15 protein-coding genes are annotated in these 18,416 nt (G+C 71.4%); 8 read left to right on the forward strand and 7 right to left on the reverse strand.

Translation table 11 applies throughout. The annotated features are described in order from the left end of the window. On the forward strand, nucleotides 1–2,473 hold a 2,473-nt coding region (locus tag Mterra_RS09725), incomplete at its 5' end, for an HD domain-containing phosphohydrolase (RefSeq protein ID WP_119315027.1). A gap of 213 nt (nucleotides 2,474–2,686) precedes the next feature. Beyond that, nucleotides 2,687–3,679, forward strand: a complete 993-nt coding sequence (locus tag Mterra_RS09730; RefSeq protein ID WP_119315028.1) for a dipeptidase — start codon at nucleotides 2,687–2,689, stop codon at nucleotides 3,677–3,679. Between the two features lie 91 nt (nucleotides 3,680–3,770). Here Mterra_RS09730 and Mterra_RS09735 read toward each other — a convergent pair whose 3' ends face one another. Next, nucleotides 3,771–5,018: an MFS transporter gene (locus Mterra_RS09735; RefSeq protein ID WP_119315029.1), complete on the reverse strand. Its 1,248-nt coding sequence runs from the start codon at nucleotides 5,016–5,018 to the stop codon at nucleotides 3,771–3,773. 196 nt (nucleotides 5,019–5,214) lie between these two features. Between Mterra_RS09735 and Mterra_RS09740 the strand changes: the two genes are divergently transcribed. Then, a complete protein-coding gene (locus Mterra_RS09740) occupies nucleotides 5,215–6,336 on the forward strand; it encodes a CBS domain-containing protein (protein WP_119315030.1) in 1,122 nt (373 codons plus the stop codon). On the opposite strand, the gene Mterra_RS09745 is transcribed toward Mterra_RS09740, so the two are convergent. From Mterra_RS09745 to Mterra_RS09755, 3 genes are all read right to left on the reverse strand, one after another. Then, nucleotides 6,325–7,410, reverse strand: a complete 1,086-nt coding sequence (locus Mterra_RS09745; protein WP_147372656.1) for a HupE/UreJ family protein — start codon at nucleotides 7,408–7,410, stop codon at nucleotides 6,325–6,327. The two genes, Mterra_RS09740 and Mterra_RS09745, sit on opposite strands and share 12 nt — an antisense overlap. Continuing rightward, nucleotides 7,407–8,852: a tetratricopeptide repeat protein gene (locus Mterra_RS09750; RefSeq protein ID WP_119315032.1), complete on the reverse strand. Its 1,446-nt coding sequence runs from the start codon at nucleotides 8,850–8,852 to the stop codon at nucleotides 7,407–7,409. The genes Mterra_RS09745 and Mterra_RS09750 overlap by 4 nt, the downstream gene beginning before the upstream one ends. A 77-nt stretch (nucleotides 8,853–8,929) precedes the next feature. After that, entirely contained in the window at nucleotides 8,930–10,147 is a 1,218-nt protein-coding gene (locus Mterra_RS09755) for a DUF4331 domain-containing protein (protein ID WP_119315033.1), read from the reverse strand. A 153-nt stretch (nucleotides 10,148–10,300) separates the two neighbouring features. Between Mterra_RS09755 and Mterra_RS09760 the strand changes: the two genes are divergently transcribed. Further along, on the forward strand, nucleotides 10,301–11,098 hold the full coding sequence (locus Mterra_RS09760) for a sulfite exporter TauE/SafE family protein (protein WP_119315034.1): 798 nt from the start codon (nucleotides 10,301–10,303) through the stop codon (nucleotides 11,096–11,098). A gap of 250 nt (nucleotides 11,099–11,348) precedes the next feature. On the opposite strand, the gene Mterra_RS09765 is transcribed toward Mterra_RS09760, so the two are convergent. The 3 genes from Mterra_RS09765 to Mterra_RS09775 form a co-directional block, all read right to left on the reverse strand. After that, complete coding sequence (locus tag Mterra_RS09765) at nucleotides 11,349–11,585, reverse strand: hypothetical protein (RefSeq protein WP_245971585.1); 237 nt, start codon at nucleotides 11,583–11,585, stop codon at nucleotides 11,349–11,351. A gap of 40 nt (nucleotides 11,586–11,625) precedes the next feature. Beyond that, entirely contained in the window at nucleotides 11,626–12,852 is a 1,227-nt protein-coding gene (locus tag Mterra_RS09770) for a class I SAM-dependent RNA methyltransferase (protein ID WP_119315035.1), read from the reverse strand. 158 nt (nucleotides 12,853–13,010) lie between these two features. Beyond that, complete coding sequence (locus Mterra_RS09775) at nucleotides 13,011–13,487, reverse strand: hypothetical protein (RefSeq protein WP_119315036.1); 477 nt, start codon at nucleotides 13,485–13,487, stop codon at nucleotides 13,011–13,013. A 92-nt stretch (nucleotides 13,488–13,579) separates the two neighbouring features. On the opposite strand from Mterra_RS09775, the gene Mterra_RS09780 reads away from it, so the two are divergent. The 4 genes from Mterra_RS09780 to hrpB form a co-directional block, all read left to right on the forward strand. Then, nucleotides 13,580–15,004 carry a gluconokinase gene (locus tag Mterra_RS09780; protein WP_170159622.1) on the forward strand — a complete coding sequence of 475 codons (1,425 nt, stop codon included), beginning with the start codon at nucleotides 13,580–13,582 and terminating at the stop codon, nucleotides 15,002–15,004. Between the two features lie 2 nt (nucleotides 15,005–15,006). Then, nucleotides 15,007–16,458, forward strand: a complete 1,452-nt coding sequence (gene gnd / locus Mterra_RS09785) for a decarboxylating NADP(+)-dependent phosphogluconate dehydrogenase (RefSeq protein WP_218022917.1) — start codon at nucleotides 15,007–15,009, stop codon at nucleotides 16,456–16,458. Nucleotides 16,459–16,586: 128 nt separating this feature from the next. After that, nucleotides 16,587–17,162 carry a Uma2 family endonuclease gene (locus Mterra_RS09790; RefSeq protein ID WP_119315039.1) on the forward strand — a complete coding sequence of 192 codons (576 nt, stop codon included), beginning with the start codon at nucleotides 16,587–16,589 and terminating at the stop codon, nucleotides 17,160–17,162. After that, a partial coding sequence (gene hrpB, locus Mterra_RS09795) for an ATP-dependent helicase HrpB (RefSeq protein WP_119315040.1) occupies nucleotides 17,163–18,416 on the forward strand: 1,254 nt, incomplete at its 3' end.

Consider the following 18,416-nt stretch of genomic DNA (forward strand, 5'->3'; position numbering starts at 1 on the left):
CATCGACCAGAGCCCGCGCTTCGGCGTGATCCCCTTCCTGGTGGGCAAGGCCGAGGAACTCGGCCCCGTGCGGGCCGCCCTCGAGGCCGCCCTGCAGGACCGCTTCCTCCTCGACTCCGCCCCCATGCTCGACGCCCAAGGGGAGCCCCTCGGCGTGCTCCAGGCGGCCCGCGACCTGCCCTACACCCCCTTCGAGGAGCGGCTGCTGGGCCTGATCGCCAACGTGGCCGCGACCGCGCTCGAGCGCTGCCGCAAGGGGACCCACCTCGAGCGGCAGCTCCGCGAGACCCAGGGCCTGCTGCACACCGTCACCTCGCTGGCGGTGGGCTCGGGCGACCAGGCCTGGAGCGAGCTGCTGCGCCGGGCGGTCGAGATGGTGCCGGGCGCCGAGGGCGGCAGCATCTTCGTCCGCGAGGGCGAGGCCTACAAGCTCGTGGCCCAGATGGGCTACCACAACCAGTTGCTCGGCGCCCGCGTCGAGGGCCCCGTCCACCGCTACTGGTACCCCCGGCCCGAGGACTGGCTCGGCGGCGAGCCCCGCATCGTCACCCGGGAGTTCCTGCTGCACACCCTCGAGGCACAGGAACGGCTCATGGACCCGGCTACCGCCGAGCTCTTCGACCGCTGGGGGCGCCTGCGCGAGATCTGCTGCAGCTTGTGCCTGCCGGTGGTGCTGGGGGGCGAAGTGCAAGGCTTCATCAACCTCGACAACTTCAGCGACCCCCAGGCGCTCGACGGGTCTTCGGTCGAGGCGGCCCGCAATTACGCGCTGCAGATCGCGGCCTTGGTCGCCAACAAGCGCGAGCGGGCGGCGCTCGAGGCCCGCCTGCGCGAGTTCGAGGTCATCGAGAGCCTCACCAAGCGGCTGCAGCGCGCCACCACCCCCGAGGGCATCAGCCAGGTGCTCAACCAGGAGATCGCGGGGCTCATCGGCTCGCCGCACGTAGACATCATGCTCTACGACCCCGAGAAGGACGCCCTGGTGGCGACTTCTGCCATCGGGCTCTTCGAGCGGTTCCTGCGCCTGAGCGTGCCCCGGGGCAAGGGGCTGAGCTGGGCCAGCCTGGACTCGGGCCGCCTGATCCAGGTGGACAACACGCTCGAGGACCCCCGCACCTACGACCCGGCCCCCGCCTGGAACACCCCGCACACCCAGATCACCGCCCCGCTGATGACCTCCGACGGCTGCCCCCTGGGGGTGATCCACTGCGCCCGTGAGCTGCCCGGCGCCTTCACCGACCGCGAGGTGCGGCTGATGGAGGTCATCGCCAGCGTGGCCGCCACCGCCTTCGAGCGGGCCCAGGCCATCCGGCACCTCGAGCAGCAGCTCACGCAGAGCGAGACCCTGCTCCAGACCGTGAAGGCGCTGGCGGTGGGCCCGGACGAGAACGTCTGGCGGGACCTGCTGCACTCGGCGGTCAAGCTGGTGCCCGGGGCCGAGGCCGGGACCATCTTCCTGCTCGAGCCCTCCGGCCGCTACCGGCTGGCGGCGCAGCAGGGCTACACCCCCGCGGTGCTGGGCCTGGAGCTCGAGCGCGGCGTCCTGGAGTTCTGGTACGGCGGCGAGCTGGGGCGGGGTGACCCGCAGATCATCGGGCCCGCGCGGCTGTGCGAGATCCGGGAGGCCCTGCACCGCCGCCCGGACCTCCCCGACTTCGCGCGCTACTTCGGCGACCTCTCGCGCCTAAAGGCCAGCCTGTGCCTGCCCATCGTGCGCGGCGGGGAGGCCCACGCCCTGATCAACCTCGAGAACACCAGCAGCGCGAACGCCTTCGGCGCGGCCTCGCTGCGGATCGCCAGCAGCTTCGCCCTCCAGGTCAGCGCGCTCCTGGCCGCCCGCCGCGAGCGGGAGGAGCGCGAGGCCGCCTACGAGGGGGCGCTGCGGGCCATCGGGGTGGCGCTCGAGGCCCGCGACCTCGAGACCGCCGGCCACACTGACCGCGTGGCCCACCTCGCCGTGCTGATGGGCCGGGAACTGGGGCTGAGCCCGACCGAGCTGCGCGACCTGCGCTGGGGGGCCTACCTGCACGACCTGGGCAAGCTCGCCGTGCCCGACAGCATCCTCATCAAGCCCACCGAGCTCGACAGCGAGCAGTGGCAGGTCATGCAGTCGCACACCACGCTGGGCTACCACTTCACCCGCAACCTCCCCTTCCTACCCGAGACCGCCCGGCTGGTGGTCCTGCACCACCACGAGCGCTGGGACGGCACCGGCTACCCCTCCGGCCTCATGGGCCCCGACATCCCCCTCGCCGCCCGCATCTTCGCCGTGTGCGACGTCTTCGACGCCCTCATCTCCCCCCGCCCCTACAAGGAAGCCTGGACCATCGAGCAGGCCCTGTCCGAGGTCCGCTCCAAGGCCGGCAGCCAGTTCGACCCCGCCGTGATCGCCGCCTTCGACCGCGTCGTTCAGCGCCACCCCGACGCCCTGCGCCTGGAAGCGCCGGAGCCAGGCGCAACACGGACGCGGTGAGCGGTAAGCGGTCAGCCGTCAGCCATTAGCCAAAGGCTCATGGGGACCCCTCCCCGCCGCCGTCGAGGGTCTAGGGCGTCTTGCGTCTTGCGTTTTGCGTTTTGCGTCTTGCGTCTTGCGTCTTGCGTTTCGCGTACGACGTACGACCTAAAACGTACGTCCCGCGCCCAGCGATCAGCTATCGGCCATAGGCTATCGGCTATCCTCTAGACCATGATCGTCGACGCCCACCTCGACCTCGCCCACAACGCCCTCGACCTCGGCCGCGACCTGACCCTGCCCCTCGAGGAGCTGCGCCGGCGCGACACGCACAAGGACATCCCCGTGGTCACGCTCCCCGCCCTGCGCGAGGGCGGCGTGGGGCTGTGCTTCGCCACGCTGTGGGTGGACCCCAAGAAACACGCCGGCCCCCTGGCCGCCCACCAGGCGGCGCGGGAGCAGCTCGAGGTGTACCAGCGCTGGGAGGAGGCGGGGCTGGTGCGGATCATCCGCGGCGCGGCCGAGTTGCAGGCCCACCAGGAGCGCTGGCCCGCCGACCGCGTACCCGGGGTGGTGGTCCTCATCGAGGGCGGGGAGGGCATCCGCGAGCCCGGCGAGGTGGCCTTCTGGAAGGCCGAGGGCGTGCGGATGATCGGGCCGGCCTGGAACCGCACCCGCTACTGCGGCGGCACCCGCGAGCCCGGGGGCCTCACCGAGCTGGGCGTCGAGCTGCTGCAGGCCATGGACGAGGCCGGGCTGGCCCTGGACTTCGCCCACATGGACGAGCAGGCCTTCTGGGAAAGCCTCGAGGTCTTCCGCGGCCCGGTCTGCGCCACCCACGCCAACCCCCGCAGCCTCCTGGGCGGCGCCGACACCCCCTTCGCCAACCGCCACCTCTCCGACGCGATGATCCTGGCGATCGGGGAGCGGGGGGGCGTGGTGGGCACGGTGCTCTTCAGCTTCTTCCTCGACCACAGCTGGAGCCGGGGCATGGAGCGGGTGGGGCTCGAGGTCGTGCAAAAGCACCTGCACCACACCGCCCGCCTCATCGGCTGGGACAAGGTGGGCATAGGCTCCGACTTCGACGGCGGCTTCGGCCTCAACGAAAACCCCCAGGGCCTCGACCGGCCCGCCGACCTCGCCAGGATCGGGGAGCTGGTGCCCGCCGAGGCCCGCTCCGGGGTGCTGGGGGAGAACTGGCTGCGCTGGCTCGAGACCTGGCTCTAACCGCGTCCCACGAACGCCCGCCGGGATCAGACGATCAGCTTTTTATACCGGATTCAAAAAGATAGCCTCTGAAGATCTTTGGTTTGGATGACTATCTTTTTGAATCCGGTATTAGCTCCCGTACAACACGGGCCCAGGCCCAGGCCACGAACCCCAACCCCGCGCCGCACGCCAGCACCGCCATCGAGGTGACTCCCGCCGCGCCCACGGCCCACCCCGCCAGGAGCGAGCCGAGCGAGCGCACCCCCCGGCCCAGCAGCAGGCGCACGCTGGCTACCCGCCCCCGCAGGGGGTCCGGGGTGAGGGCCGCCGCCAGGCTGTTGCCCAGGACGCCCATGTGCGCGAAGCCCAAGCCCTGGAACATCGCGGCCAGGGCCGCCAGCCCCAGGCCGGGGGCGGCGCTCACCGCCCCGATGCCCAGGAGGACCGCGCCGCAGCCCAGCGCGAAGCCGTTCCAAGCCCGGCGGGGTGGGAGGAGCCTCGAGCCCAGCCACACCGCGGCCGCGAGCTCCGCCCCCACCGTCAGGGTGTCGAGCAGCCCCGAAACCAGGGCCCCGGGCTCGGCGGAGAGCCAGGCCGGGACGCGCAGGCCCTCGAGCAGGCGGCCGGCGATCCGGGGCAGCAACACCGCGTTGTAGACCTCGACGAGCGTGTTGGTGAGGCTCACCACCAGGAACATCAGCCAAAGGTGCGGGCGGCCCAGCACGAAGCCCAGCCCCTCCCGGAACTGCCGCCACCACCCCGCAGACCCCCGGCCACGCGGCGAGGCCGGCAGCCGCACGAGCGCGTAGGCCCCGGCCGCCACGGCGAAGGTCGCGGCGTCGAGCCAGAGCACCCGCACCGGCCCCAGCGCGGCGATCAGCACCCCCGCGAGCACGGGCGCGAGCAGGTTGCCGAGGGTGTGGGTCAGGCTGAAGAGTGCGTAGACGCGCTGGTACTGCCCGGCCGGGGCCATCCCGGCGAGCAGGGCGCTCATGGCCGGCCCCTCGAGGCTCCCGACCATCGCCTGCAGGCCCAGCACCCCCAGCACCGCCCACACGCCCCAGCCCGGCCCGACCAGGAAAGGCACCGTAGCGGTCAGCCCGGCCAGCAGCCCGTTGCTGACGACGAGCACCCGGCGCCGGTCCCAGAGGTCGAGGTAGGGGCCGAAGATCAGGTCCCCCGCGAAGCCGAAGGCCGAGCGCAACGCGATCGCCGCGCCGGCCACCCAGGGGGCTTCGGGGTAGCGGTCGTAGAGGATCCAGGCCCAAGCCCAGAAGGAGAGGGCCGTGCCGAGTTCGTTGACGGTTTCACCGATCCAGACGGTTCGTATGCGCGCGTCGCGCAGCAAAGACCACACGCCGACCTCCCGAATGCGCCAGGACCCCTGCTCCCTTCAGGGGTTGCCGAAAGCCGGATCCGGGTGGTTCAGGTGGGCTCGTTCATGGAGGCTCGAGCGCATTTTAGCAGAAGGCGGGGAAAATTCCACATAGCCCTTCGTCGCAGGTGAGCCCTGCGTAACCTTTGCCCCTAGCAGGCCCCGCTACACTCGAGCCATGTTCCGAAACGCCATGCGGCTTCCCTTCAAGCTTCTTGGCATCCCCATCTCCCTCGACACCAGCTTCCTGATCGTATTGCCCCTCTTCGCCTTCCTCATCGGCCTCCAGCTCCCGACCTACCTGCGGCTGCTGGGCATAACCCCCGAGCCCGGGATGCTCCAGGGCTCCACGCCCTACCTGCTGGGCCTGCTGGCGGCGCTGGGCCTCTTCGCCAGCGTGCTCGTCCACGAGCTCGGGCACGCGGTGGCCGCCCGCGCCTTCGGGGTGCAGACGCGGGAGATCACGCTGTGGCTGCTGGGCGGGGTGGCCCAGCTCACCGACATCCCCCGCGCCCGCGGGGCCGAGGCCGTGATCGCCGTCGTGGGGCCGCTGACCAGCCTGGCCCTGGCGGGGGTCTCCGCGGTTTTACGGGGCCTCGTGCCCGACGTGGCCGCCGGGCAGTTCCTGCTGGGCTACCTTGCCCTCGTCAACCTGAGCCTGGCGCTGTTCAACCTGCTCCCGGCGCTGCCGCTGGACGGGGGGCGGGTGTTGCGCTCGCTGCTGGCGTTGCGCCGGCCCTACCTCGAGGCCACCCGCACCGCGGCGGGCGTCAGCCGCCTGATCGCCTTCGCCATGGGCATCTTCGGGCTCTACGCCTTCAACCTCTTCCTGGTGCTGATCGCGCTGTTCGTGTACATGGCCGCGAGCACCGAGACCGAGCAGGCTTCGCTGAGCCAGGCCCTCGAGGGCTTGCGGGTGCGCGACCTGATGACCCTGGAGGTACGCAGCGTGCCCCCTACCCTCAGCGTGGGCGAGTTGCTGCAGCGGATGTTCCTCGAGCGCCACATGGGCTACCCGGTGGTCGAGGAGGGCCGGGTGGTGGGGCTCATCAGCCTCGAGGACCTCCAGGGCGCCGACCCCGCCGCCCCCATCACCGAGCGCATGGGCAAGCTCGAGGCCATCGCCCCGGAGGCCAGCGCCCTCGAGGCGCTCAAGCGCATGGCCGAGTGCAACTTCTCGAGGCTGGTGGTGATGGAGAACGGGCGCATGGTGGGCATCCTCAGCAAGACCGACCTGCTGCGGGCCTTGCAGGTGCGGCTGGTGGGCCAGACGGTGCGGCCCGGCGGCTCAGGCGCCTAGGAAGGCCCGCTGCACGAACCACACCAGGCCCGCCGCCGCCGCGCCCGCCGAGACGGTGCGCCGCAACCCCGCCTCCCAGGGCCAGCGGCGCAGGGCCTGCAGCAGCAGGAAGGCCGGGAGCACCACCGCGAGCTGGCCCAGCTCGACGCCCAGGTTGAAGCCCAGCAGCGAGAGCGCCAGGTTCTGCCGCGGCAGCCCGATCTCCTCGAGCACCCCCGCGAAGCCCAGCCCGTGGACCAGCCCGAAGGCGAAGGTCAGCGCCCAGCGGGTGCGGGTGAGGGCGCCGAGGTCCTTGCGGAAGAGGTTTTCGGCGGCCACGTAGGCGATGGTGAGGGCGATGCCGCTCTCGACGAGCCTGGGGGGCAGGCTCACGAGCCCCAGCGCGGCCAGCGAGAGGGTGATGGAGTGGGCGGCGGTGAAGGCGGTGACCACCTTGAGCAAGTAGGCCAGCCCGCCCCCCAGCATCAGCAGCGAGAGCACGAAGAGCAGGTGGTCGTAGCCGGTGAGGATGTGCTCGAGGCCCAGCTTGAGGAAGCTCTGGAAGGTCTGGGGGGCTGCCTCAGCCCCGCCCCCCAGCCGGAACACCCGGTGGTCGGGCCGGAACACCACGTCCTGCACCTCGCCGCCCCGGAGGATGGTGGCGACGCAGCTCGAGGTGGAAACCCCCGGCAGGAACAGGCCGTACTCGATCCTCAAGGCTTCGACGGGCCGCTCCCAGCGGTAGGTAAGGCGCAGGGTGGTGTGGGTTTTGGCGTTGGGGCTCAGGCTGGTGAGCGGCCGGGCCGCCTGGGCCGGGGCGACCTCGAGCCGCCCCCGCTCTCCCCCCGACTCCAGCGTGATCTTCTGCTCGAGAAAGCGGGTCAGGGCTTCCCGGTTGCGCTCGACCTCGCCCGCCGACAGCCGCCCGTCGCCGTCGGCGTCCATCTCCCCCACCAGCCCCGTGGGGAAGGTGAGCACCACCTGCACTTCCCGCTCCCCCACCGCGACCTCGGCGGCGGCCAGGTCGGCCCAGTGGGCGTAGGCCCCGCCCAGCAAACCCACGATCAGCAACGCCAGCACGCGCAAAGCCCTCATTCCACACCTCCGGCCCCCACCTGGTGCACGGCCGCAGGCCGTCCCGACAGGGGATCGTCCACCACCTGGTGCACGGCCGCGGGCCGTCCCACTGGCAAGCTGCCCAGCCCGGCCCGCGCGGGGTCGAAGGCGGGGTCAATGGCCCGCAGGCTCGAGCCGTACCGCTCGGCCTGCTCCTGCTGTCCTAAAGCCGCAGCGATCCGGGCCGCCCGGTAGTACAGGCCGGCCTCCCGCCGCCCGGTAGCGAGCGCCCGGTCGATGACCCCCTGGGCCTCCTCCAGGCGCCCGCCGCGCTCGAGCGCCCAGGCCAGCACCTCGAGCGTCTCGCTGTCCTGCCGCACCTTCAGCTCGGCCTGCGCGAGGCGCAAGGCCTCGGGGAGGTCGGCGGGGCGGCCCCGCTCGAGCAGCAGCCGCGCCAGCTCGCGCCGGTGCCCGAAAGCCCCCTGCCCGATCTCGCGGCGCAGCACCGACTCGGCCCGTTCCCAGGCCGCTTCCTCCCCGGGGCTTCCCTGCAGGCGGGCCAGCCGCGCGAGGCCGGTGTAGGCGGCGTGGTCGTAAAGCTGGTAGGTCTGCCGGTCCTGCGGAAGGATCCGCCGGTAGAGCTTTTCGGCGGCGCGGTAGCGGCCCTGGCGGGTCTCGAGCTCGGCCAGGTAGAGCAGGGCCAGCGGGTAGTTCGGGGCGATGCGCAGGGCCTCCTCGAGCAGCCCGCGGGCCAGCCCCGCCTCCCCGCGCCGCAGGTGGTAGCGCCCCAGCAGGCTGCGCGTGCGGGCGGCGCCGTAGAAGTCGTCGGGCTCCTCGAGCGCGATAGCCTGCCGGAAGTCGGAGAGGGCTTTCTCGTCGGCCCCCACGGCCAGCCGCACCAGGGCCCGCTGGACCAGGTGGCCCGGCGTGGGGTTTTGGGCTGCGAGTTCCTCGGCGGCGCGCCCGGCGGGCTCGAGCCGCCCCTGCGCCAGGTACACCGAAGCCAGGAGGGCGCGGGCCGCCGGGTTGCTGCGCTCCTCCTTCAGGATCTCACCGGCGACCCGTGCGGCGCGGCCGAAGTCGTGCTGGGCCTCGGCGATCTCGGCCAGCACCAGCAGGGCACCGGTGTTGAAGAAGGGCAGGGCCTCGAGCGAGCGCTCGGCAGCCTGCTGGGCCAGCAGATACCACGAACTCTGGCCCGTGACCCGCCCCTTCTTGAGGTAGACCCCGGCCAACGCGGCTAGGTCCAGGCCGCTGCCGGGGTTGCGGCGCAGGCGCTCCTGGTAAAAGGCGACCTCGGCCTGGTAGGCGCCGCGGCGGGCCTCGGAGCGGGCCTCGAGCAGGCCCCCGAAGCGGTAGCGGTACGCCTCGGGCAGCCTCGAGCCCTCCCGCCAAGCCAGCAGGCCCAGCCCCACGACCAGGCCCGCCAGGGCGAGGAATCCGGCTATGCGGTATCTGTGCACGGTGTCAGCGAGGGTCATGGGCTTCTCCTTTTGCCTTACGCCCTGAAAACCGGCCGGGGTGAGCAGGCCTTCCCCGCCCACCCCGTGCCCCGGGCTCAGTTGGGGTCGGCCAGGTAGGGGAACTCGCCCAGCAGGGGCTTGTGCCTGGTGCCCCCGGCGTTGGGGCCGTCGTAGGAGACGTTGTCGCCCTTGACCGCGCCGTTGGAGAGCACCTGCAGGGTGATGTCGATCACGTCGTCCTTGAGCATGCGGCCGCGCACCGGGCTGCCGCGCCGGTTGAGGTCGTTGGCGTAGCCCGAAGGCCCGGTGGTGTCGATGCGCATCACGTCGGGCAGGAAGGCGCCGAGCAGGGCACCCACGCGCTCGGGCGAGTTGCCCAGCAGCTTGAGCACGGTGGAGACCTCGCCCACGATGGGGGCCGCCGCCTCGCTCGCGGCCTTGTCGCCCTTCAGCACGGCCGCCTCGAAGTCGGGGCCGACGGCGTTGAGGGTGTTGAGGTAGTCGTTGGTCAGCAGCAGGCCCTCGTTGACGGCGGGACGGGCCAGGCGCTCGACCTGCTTCCACTCGCCGGGCTTGGCCGGGTCGGGGATGGAGATGGTGGCCCACACGTCGAAGGTCTTGGCGATGGAGCCGGCGGTGAGCCACTCCATGGGCGCGCGCACCACGATGGCGTTAACGTTGTAGCCGGCGGTGAAGTCGTAGCCGGGGCTGCGGAAGCCCACGCTGGGGCCCAGCCCGGCCAACCCGGCCCGCACCCGGAAGAACTGCTCGACGTCGAAGAAGAAGGGGTCCTCGCGCAGCCCGGCGAACACGCTGACGCCGCCGCGGTCGAGGGGGACCTGGTTGACGACGGGCCGGGCGGTGAGGGGCGTGGTCAGGATGGGCTTGCCGTCGGCGGTGGCCTTGACCGTGCGGGTCACCCCGGCCCGGCTGGCGGTGAGGGTGATGGGCTGCTGGCCGCTCTTGTCCGGGGCGCCGAACTCGAGGCGGAAGAAGGCGTCGGTCTGGCCGGTCGCCGGGTCGTCCTTGCCCAGCACGCGGGTCAGGCGGAACTCGTAGCGGGCGTTGGTGCTGAAGTAGTACTGCTGCCGCGCCAGCGAGCGGGGGTTGGTGTTCATCACGAAGATCAGGTCGTCGGCCTTGGCGCGGGGGTTCTGGTCGATCTCGCGGAAGACGTAGAGGTCGGTGAGGTTGAGGGCCCTGGCCTTGGTGTCGGCCTCCCCGTCGTCGTGGTCGGAGGCGGCCACGAAGGCCCCCACCGCCGCCAGGCCGAGCACCGTGCTCGCCAGGATTGCCTTGATGCTCTTTCTCATGATCTCCTCCTAAGGTCGCATCCCCTTCCCCGGGTTTGCAGGAATGTTGTAGGGCCTCAGGCGTGAAAAACCCGTAAAAATCCAATCTCCTGGCGAACCGCGTAAGGATAGGGCCGGCGTTTTAGATTCAAAATCCCGTGGTATAACCCTGGTGTGAACCTCTCGAGCCTCTGGATCGGAACCTTGGCCGGCGTTTTCGGGGGACTGGTGGGGCTGGGCGGGGGGGTGATCGCGGTGCCCCTGATGGTGAGCTTCCTCAAGCTCAGCCAGCACCGCGCCACGGCCACCAGCCTGGTCGCGGTGGTCTTCACCGGGATCACCGGGGCCATCACCTACGCCACCCAGGGCACCGTGGACTGGGTGGCCTCGCTGCTGATCATCCCCACCGCGATGATCGCGGCCCGGGCCGGGGCCCTCTTCGCCAACAAGCTCTCCGAGTGGCGGCTCAAGCGGATCTTCGGCTGGTACCTGATCGCGGTCGCGCTAATCCTGATCCTCAAGCCCTACATCCCCCACGTGGCCGAGCCGCTCGAGGGCGCCGTACGCATCCTCCCCCTGGCGGTGGCCGGGGCCTTCGCGGGCTTCGCCTCGGGGCTGCTGGGCGTGGGCGGGGGCACCGTGATCGTGCCGATATTGGTGCTGCTGGCGGGCCTCGAGCAGCACGTCGCGCAGGGCACCTCGCTGCTCGCGATGATCCCCTCGGCCCTGGTGGGCTCGTACACCCACTACCGCCACGGCAACCTGGCCCAGGAGGTGGTGCCGGGCCTGGTGGTCGGGATCATCGCGGGGGCCTTCGCCGGGGGGCTCGTGGCGAACCAGCTCCCCGAGCTCTGGCTGCGGGTGGTGTTCGCGGTGGTTCTGGTGTGGACGGCGGCCCGCTACGTGGGAGCCCGGCCCAAGCCGGCGGGGAGGCTCGAGGCGCAGGCCGACAACGGCAACGCTAAGATTTAGAGCGTCCCGCACAGGGTTTGAGCCGTGCGGCAGGCTAAGGCTCGGCTCGGGGTCGGGGCGATTCCCCTCGAGACGGCCTGACGGCTGCCCGCCCAGGGAACAGGTGCGCTCCCCCCGGCACGCGGCACGCGGGAAGAGCGCGATAGGGGTGAACCCGGGTAATCCCACGCCCAGAGGGGCTACTCCCTGCCCTGGCGGCCGGCCCGGAGGGCTACGCCGGGGCGGTGCAGTTGCCGTGAGGCCGTAGCGCCTACTGGGCGCCCTCCTGCTCGTCTTCGTCCTCCTCGTCCTCGTCTTCGTCGTCGTAGTCGTCGTCTTCGTCGTCCTCGTCGAGCTCTTCCACGTCGTCGAGGCTGTAATCGGTGATGGAGGCGCCGTCGGCCACGACCTCGCCCCCGGCGACGAACTGGATGCGGCCTTCCTCGTCGATCTCGAGCACCAGGTCGTCGAGGTCGGTGTCGTCGGGCACTTCCAAACGCAGGGTCACAACGGCGTCAATTTCCATAAGTAACGCTAAGAATAGCCGCTCAGGCCAGGCTCAGCAAGCTCAGCACCTCGACGTGGTGGGTGTAGGGGTAGAAGTCGTAGGGGCGCACGAACTCGAGCCTATAACCCTCCCGCGCCAGGCGCCCCACGTCCCGCGCCCAGGTGGCAGGGTCGCAGGAGACGTAGAGCAGGCGGGCGGGGCGGGCCTGGAGCAGCGCCTGCAGGGTCTGGGGCGAGAGCCCGGCCCGCGGGGGGTCCACGGCGACGAGGTCGGCGGTCCCCAACTTGGCGAGCTCGCTGGCGTCGCCCCGGTGGAAGCGCAGGTTGGAGACCCCCAGCCGCGCCTTGTCGGCCTCGCCACGCTTCACGGCCTCCTTGCTGATCTCCACCGCCACCACTTCCGCGAAGCCTCGAGCCAGGTGGAAGCCCAGCACCCCGCTTCCCGCGTAGAGCTCCACGGCCTTCTGCCCCTCGCCCGCGACGCGGGCGGCCTCGAGGTACATCCGGCCCGCCGCCTCGGGGTTCACCTGGGCGAAGCCCTGCACGCTGACGCTGGCGAGAACGCCGCCGAAGTCCTCCAGCAGCGTCCCCGCCCCCGCCAAAGCCTGCACCCGCCCGCGGAAACGCCCCGCCGGGTGGTCCTCGGCCCAGGTCACGCCCACGACGTCGGGGCTCGAGCCCAGCAGGTCGCGGGCCAGGGGCTGCAGGCGCTTGGGGTCGCCCCCGATGAGCCCGAGCAGCACCTTGCCCTCGCGCAGGCTGCCCCGCAGGGCGACCTCGAGGCAGGCCAGTTGCAGCGGCCTGAGCTGCCCGAAGGCCCGCGCCAGCGGCGGGGCCAGCAGGGGGTCGTGCTCGAGCAGCAGCAGGTTGTGCGTCCCCGGGTAGCGGTAGGCCAGCCCCCCGCCGGGCATCACCGCGTACTGCGCCGCCGCCCGGTAGCCCAGGGGCCGGGGCGAGGGCTGGATGGGCTCGAGCGCAGCCTCCAGCTTGGCGATGCGCTCCAAGGCCTCCTGCACGAAGCCGGCCTTGATGGGGAGCTGCGCCTCGTAGGCCAGCGGCAGGTCCACCGAAGGGGGCCAGGGGCCTTCCTCCCGCCGGGGGTGGGGCTCGAGCACCTCGCTCACCTCCCCCTCCCAGTGGTTCTTGCGGCGCTCGAGCTCAGCCTCCACCACCTCGCCCGGCAAGCCACCCCGCACCAGCGCCACCCCGTCGGGCGTGCGGGCGAGCCCCAGGCCGCCGGGAACCAGTTTTTCGATGGTCAGTCGCATTGGGTTACTTTAGCGTTTTAGGTCGATGACCGATAGCCGGGCGCCGGGGGCGGGTCATACGTCGTACGTCCTACGCCGTACGCAAAAAGCCAGACGCGAGACGCCTCGGCCCTTGACGAACCATGAGCCATCAGCTTTTGGCTATCGCCTGCCAATCCTCACGCCAGCAGCTCCGCCACCCGTGCCAGCGCGGCCTTCTCTGCCTCGTTGACCTGTACCCCGCCGATGCCGAAGAAACCGCCCTCCTTGGCGGCCTCGGCGGCGTCTTGGGCGATGTCCCTGAGCCAGTCCTTGAAGGCGGCGGCTTCCTGGGGGGTGGCCTTGTGGGCCAGGATGGCGGAGACCTGGCGCAGGGTGGCCTCGGCGGTGAGGCGGGCGTTCTCGGCGGTGAGGCGCTCGGCGGGCTGGGCGATCTTGCCCCGGGTGTTCTTGATGTCCTCGATCAGGCTCACCAGCAAGGGGTCGGTGCTGTGGCTCTGGCTGGCGCTGATGATCGAGCGCGTGACCACCATCGACTCCCCGAGCAGGCCGGTGATGCCGCTGGGCGAGGCCAGGGTGACGATGAGGCCGGTCATGAAGGGGGCGCGGGCCAGGGTGGCCCATTCTTCCGGGGTGTAATCGGCTTTCGAAGACATGCATCCTCCTGGGGATGGACGGTTTCCCGAGTATAGCCCCAGCCCCTGCGGCCCAAAGCCAGCCAGGGCACGGTCGGGGTAAGCTTCGGGGCATGGAGGTGGGGATCGGGCTCGACCTGGGCACCACCCGTTGCAAGGCGGTGGCGCTGGGCGAAGGAAGGGTGCTGGCCCAGACCCGCCGCTCCTACCCGCTGCTGCAAGGCGAGCCCGGGCAGGCCGAGCAGGACGTGAGCGAGGTCTTTGCGGCGGCGGTCGCCGTGCTGCGGGAGCTTCGCGAGCAGTTGGGCGGGGTGAAGCCCGCGGGCCTGGCCTTCAGCGGGGCGATGCACAGCCTGCTGGCCGTGGACGCGGCAGGAACCCCCCTGGCCCCCGCGCTCACCTGGGCCGACACCCGCCCGGGGAGCGTGCTGGGCGGGCTGCCGCTGCCGCCCCTCGAGGCCTACCGGCGCACCGGCTGCCCGCTGCAAGCGCCCTACTACCCCGCCAAACTGGCGTGGCTGCGGCGAGCCCATCCCGCGCTCTTCGAGCGGGCCTCGAGCTTCGTCGCCATCAAGGACTACGTGGCCTTCCGCCTCACCGGGCGCTGGGCCGCCGACGTGGGCCTGGCCTCGACCACGGGGCTGCTGAACGTGCACGCCGGCGCCTGGGACCAGGAGATCCTGGGGGCGCTGGGGCTCCCCCCTGAGCGCCTGCTGCCCGTGCTGGACGCCACGGAACGCCTCGGACACCTCTCCCCTGCGATGGCCGAAGCCACGGGGCTCCCCCTGGGCCTGCCCGTCTACGCCGGGAGCAGCGACGGCGGCTTAGCCAACCTGGGGGCCGGGGCCGGCGTGGGCGAGGCCGTGATCACCGTGGGCACCAGCGCGGCGCTGCGGCAGGTCGTGGCCCAGCCCCGGCTCGAGCCCGGAGCCCGCACCTGGTGCTACTTCCTCGACCGGCAGCGCTGGCTGGCGGGCGGGGCCGTCAACAACGCGGGTCTGCTGCTGGAGTGGCTGCGCTCGCGCTTCTACGGCGAATACCCCCGCGGCGACGGCTTCGCCCGCCTCTTCACCGACGCCGAAGCCGTCGAGCCGGGCGCCGAAGGCCTGACCCTGCTGCCCTACCTCAGCGGCGAGCGCAGCCCGCACTGGCGCAGCGACCTCAGCGCCACCGTGCACGGCTTGCGCTTGCGGCACACCCGGGCCCACCTGGCGCGGGCGGGCCTCGAGGCCGTGGCCTTCTGCCTGGCCCAGCTCTGGGAGAGCCTGTGCCCCGGCCTGGAGCGGGTCAAGCTCACCGGCTCCATCACCGCCTCGCCGCCGTGGATGCAAATCCTGGCCGACGTCCTGCAGGCCGAAGTGGTTCCCGTAGACGCCGCCGACGCCTCGGCGGTCGGGGCTGCTATGCTAGCGGGGGGTTCGGCGGGGGGTATCCCTGCGCCCGCGAACCCACCCCTCCAACCCAATCCTTCGCTGGCCCCTGTGTACCGGGAAGCCAGGGGGCGCTTCGAAGCCCTCTTCAGCAAACTGTGGGAGTGAACATGCGAGCAGACATCGGCGTGATCGGTCTGGCGGTGATGGGGGAAAACCTCATCCTCAACATGGCGTCCAAGGGCTTCACCGTGGCCGCGTACAACCGCACCACCCAGAAGGTGAGGGAGTTTCTCGAGGGCCGCGCCGCCGGGAAGAGCATCGTGGGGGCGTACTCGCTCGAGGAGTTCGTGGGGGTGCTCGAGCGCCCCCGCAAGGTCATGCTCATGATCAAGGCGGGCAGCGCCGTGGACGCCACCATCGAGCAACTGCTGCCCCTCCTGGAGCCCGGCGACATCGTCATCGACGGGGGCAACAGCCACTACGCCGACACCAACCGCCGCACCCGCTACCTGGCCGAGCGGGGCCTACTCTTCGTGGGCGCCGGCGTCTCGGGCGGGGAGGAGGGCGCGCTGCACGGCCCCTCGATCATGCCGGGGGGCAACCCCGCCGCCTGGGAGCAGGTCAGGCCCATCTTCCAGGCCATCGCCGCCAAGGTGGCCGACGGCTCCCCCTGCTGCGACTGGGTGGGACCGGAGGGCGCGGGCCACTTCGTCAAGATGGTGCACAACGGCATCGAGTACGGCGACATGCAGATGATCGCCGAGGCCTACAGCCTGCTGCGCTCGGTGCTGGGCCTCTCCAACGCCGAGATCGCCGGGATCTTCGCCCGCTGGAACGAAGGCGAGCTCGACAGCTACCTCATCGAGATCACCGCCGACATCCTCACCAAGAAGGACGAGGAGACCGGCAAAGACCTCGTGGACGTGATCCTCGACGCCGCCGGGCAGAAGGGCACCGGCAAGTGGACCAGCGTCACCGCCCTCGACATCGGCAGCCCCAGCAGCACCATCGCCGAGGCGGTGTTCGCCCGGCTGCTCAGCGCCCTCAAGGACGAGCGCGTGGCCGCCTCCCGGATCTTCGAGGGGCCCGAGGCCGAGTTCCAGGGCGACCGGCAAGCCTTCGTCGAGCAGGTGCGGCAGGCGCTCTACGCCTCCAAGATCTGCTCCTACGCCCAGGGCTACCAGCTCATGCGCATGGCCGCGGAGGAGTTCGGCTGGGGGCTCGACTACGGCTCCATCGCCCTGATGTGGCGCGAGGGCTGCATCATCCGCGCGCGCTTCCTCGAGAACATCAAGAGCGCCTACGACAAGAACCCCCACTTGCAAAACCTGCTGCTCGACGACTACTTCGCCGGGATCATTAAAGGCTCGCAAGCGGCCTGGCGGCAGGTGGTGGCGACCGCCGCGCTGCACGGGGTCTGGACCCCGGCCTTCAGCAGCGCGCTGGCCTACTTCGACGGCTACCGCAGCGCCACCCTCTCCACCAACTTGGTCCAGGCCCAGCGCGACTACTTCGGCGCCCACACCTACGAGCGCACCGACAAGCCGCGCGGCGAGTTCTTCCACACCAACTGGACCGGGCGGGGTGGCAAGACCAGCAGCAGCAGCTACAACGTTTGAGGGGATGGCGGGCGGAGGGTGCGTCGTACGTCGTACGCGAGACGCTGGTCGTACGTCTTACGTCGTATGTCCTACGCAAAATGCCCAGGCCTCGGCCCTGGACCTCGACCCTGCGCTAGACTGAGGCCATGGTCAGGCCGGTGCTCAAGCCTCTTTCGGTCGAGGAATACCTCGAGTCCGAAGGGCGAAGCCCCGTCAAGCGGGAATACGTGGGGGGGCAGGTGTACGCCACGGCGGGGGCCAGCCAGCGGCACTCCCTGATCGCCCTCAACATCGCCGTAGCGCTGCGCCGGATCGCCGAGGGCCGACCCTGCCGGGTGCACATGGCCGAGATGAAACTGCTCATCGGCGGCCCGAAAACCTCCGACTCCGAGAAGGCGTTCTACTACCCCGACGCGATGGCGGCGTGCGGCGGGCCGGTGCCCCACGACTGCTACGAAACCGAGCCTTGCGTCCTGGTCGAGGTGCTTTCCCCCAGCACCCGCAGCGTGGACCTGCGCGAGAAGGTGCTGGCCTACCAGAGCATCCCCAGCCTGCAAACCTACCTGATCGTGGACACCGAGACGATGACCGTGCGGCACTTCTGGCGCGACGCGCAAGGCCGCTGGCAGCAGCAAGACCTCACCGGCAGCGGGGACATTGCCCTCCCCTGCCCCGGGGGAACCCTCACCTTCGCCGACCTCTACCGGGGCGCTTTTTCCTGAATGACCGACCTGCCCATCCACCAGGCCCTCCCGGCCCTCCGCGAGGCGCTCGCCCGGCACACCACCGTCCTGCTCCAGGTCCCTCCCGGCGCCGGTAAGAGCACGGTGGCGCCGCTCGAGCTCTTGCAAGAGCCCTGGCTGGCGGGCCGGAAGATCCTCATGCTCGAGCCCCGCCGCCTGGCCGCCCGCAGCGTAGCCCAGCGCATGGCCTCCCTGCTGGGCGAGGAGCCGGGCCAGACGGTGGGCTACCGGGTGCGCTTCGAGAGCCGGGTGAGCGGCAGGACGCGCCTGGAGGTGCTCACCGAGGGCATCCTCACCCGCCAGTTGCAGCGCGACCCCACCCTCGAGGGCGTGGGGCTGGTGATCTTCGACGAGTTCCACGAGCGCTCGCTACAGGCCGACTTAGGCCTGGTGCTCACCCGCGAGGTGCAGGCCGCGCTGCGCGAGGACCTGCGCGTGCTGCTGATGTCGGCCACGCTCGACGGCGAGGGGCTGAGCCGCCTGCTCCTCGCCCCCGTCGTCACGGCGCAGGGGCGGCAGTACCCCGTCGAGCGCGTCTACCTCCCCCGCGACCCCCAGGGGCCCCTCTCCGGCACGGTGGCGGGGGCGGTCTCGAGGGCCCTCGCCGCCCACGCGGGCGACGTGCTGGCCTTCCTGCCCGGCGTCGCGGAGATCAGCCGCACCCAGCGCCTGCTGGAGGAGCGCCACCGTGAGGCGCGGGTGCTCCCCCTCTACGGCGACCTCTCGCTCGAGGCCCAGCAGCAGGCCCTGCTCCCCGACCCCGCGGGGCGGCGCAAGGTGGTGCTGGCGACTTCCATCGCCGAGACCAGCCTGACCATCGAGGGCGTGCGGGTGGTGGTGGACTCGGGCTATTCCAGGGTCCCCCGCTTCGACTCGCGGAGCGGCCTGACCCGCCTCGAGACCGTGCGCGTGACCCAGGACTCCGCCGACCAGCGGGCCGGGCGCGCCGGGCGGCTGGGGCCGGGCGTGGCCTACCGGCTGTGGAGCGAGGCCACCCACGCCACCCTGCAGCCCCAGCGCAAGCCGGAGATCCTCGAGGCCGACCTCGCCCCGCTGCTGCTCGAGCTGGCCGGTTGGGGCGTGAGCGACCCCGCCGGCCTGGGCTGGGTCACGCCGCCCCCGCCCGGCGCCCTGCGGCAGGCCCGCGCCCTGCTGGAGGCGCTGGGGGCGCTCGAGGAAGGCCGCCTCACCGAGCGGGGCCGCGCGATGCTGGAGTGGCCCACCCACCCCCGC

The organism is Calidithermus terrae, assembly GCF_003574345.1.
Classification (GTDB): Bacteria; Deinococcota; Deinococci; order Deinococcales; family Thermaceae; genus Calidithermus; species Calidithermus chliarophilus.